A 1529-nucleotide genomic window follows, 5' to 3' on the forward strand; every position below is an offset into this window, starting at 1 on the left:
GCGCTGCTCGCCCTCGGTGGCCGCGAGAGCTGGCAGCGCGCTCGGCCCAACTCCTGGCTGCTCGTGCCGCTGATGTTCTTCTCCGGCATGGTCTTCGTTCGCGCGAGCCCGTTCCTCACCACGCTCAACGTGCTCGCCTCGGGCTTGCTGCTGCTGCTCGTCACCCACTTCTGGGCGGCCGGGCGCGTGGAGCGGCTCGGGCTGTGGGGCTACCCGCTCACCGCGCTCGGCACGTTTTTCCGGGCCGTCCTCCTCCCGCCGGGAGTGGTGTACTCGGAGGTGGACCTGTCCGCGGCCCGCAAGCAGGTGCCGAAGCTGATGCCGGTGCTGCGCGGAGGGCTGCTCGCGGTGCCCGTGCTGTTCATCTTCACCGCGCTGCTCGTCTCGGCGGACGCGGTCTTCGAGAACGCGGTGGCGCGGGTGCTGTCCCTCGACCTGGGCCTGTCGTTCGTGGACACCGTGGGGCGGCTGGTGTTCACCGGTGCCGGCGCGTTCGCGGCGCTCGGCCTGCTCGCCCACGCGCTGCGCCGGCGCCGCCATGGCGGCGAGGCCGGTGAGACGGAGGTGGCTCCGGCCGTGGCCCGCCTGGGCTTCACCGAGAGCCTCACGCTCCTGGGCCTGGTGGACCTGCTCTTCCTGGGCTTCGCCGTCATCCAGCTCGCCTTCCTCTTTGGCGAGGCGCGCCTGCCCTCGGGCCTCACCTATGCCGGGTACGCGCGGCGCGGCTTCTTCGAGCTGCTCACGGTGTCGATGATGACGTTGGGCCTGAGCATGGCGCTGGCGCGCTGGACGCGGCTTCAGAGCCAGGGGCAGCTCACCGCCTTCCGGGCGGCGTGCTCGGCGATGGTGGGCCTGGTGCTGCTCATCCTCGCCTCGGCGGTGAAGCGCATGGCGCTCTACGAGTCCGCCTACGGCTACACGCACCTGCGCGTGTACACGCACGTCTTCATGGTGGTCCTGGCCGGGGTGCTCGTGTGGCGTGTGGTGACGCTCTGGTGGCGCCCGGAGCGCTTCGCCCTCGGCGCTTTCGTGGGGGCGCTCGGCTTCCTCGCCGCGCTCAACGTGCTCAACCCGGATGCCTTCATCGCCCGCGGCAACCTCGCGCGGACCTTGGACGGCTCCACGTTGGACGCGTCCTACATCGAGCTCTCGCTGTCCGAGGACGCCGCGCCGGAGCTCGCCGCGTACCAGGCTCAGCACCCCAAGGACATGTTCGCGTGGAACGTCCGTGACATGTTCTGCCGCTTCTCCCAGCCGGTGCCGGGCGGCTGGCCGGCCTTCCACCTCGCGCGCCACCGCGCCGCGAAGCTGGTCCAGCCGTTCGCGTGCGACTCGGTGGAGGTCGTCTACCAGGGGCCGAGGGATTGATACACGAAGGGGGCCTCCACACCGCGCGGGTGTGGCCGGCCCCCTCGGTGCGGCGGTGCTACTCCACCATGAACACGCCGCTGATCATCTTCCCCATCGCGCAGCCGTAGACGAGCTTGCCCGTCTTGGTGGGGGTGAAGGCCACCTCCACCGGCGTGTTC

At 70.8% G+C, this 1529-nt stretch carries 1 protein-coding gene; it reads left to right on the top strand.

All coding sequences use genetic code 11. The annotated features are described in order from the left end of the window. Positions 1-1368: DUF4173 domain-containing protein (locus VF697_RS20645; RefSeq protein WP_331097536.1), on the top strand; the 1368-nt coding region annotated here is incomplete at its 5' end. Between the last annotated feature and the right edge of the window lie 161 nt (positions 1369-1529).

Origin of the sequence: Archangium sp. (assembly GCF_036388035.1) — a bacterium.
Lineage (GTDB): Bacteria > Myxococcota > Myxococcia > Myxococcales > Myxococcaceae > Archangium.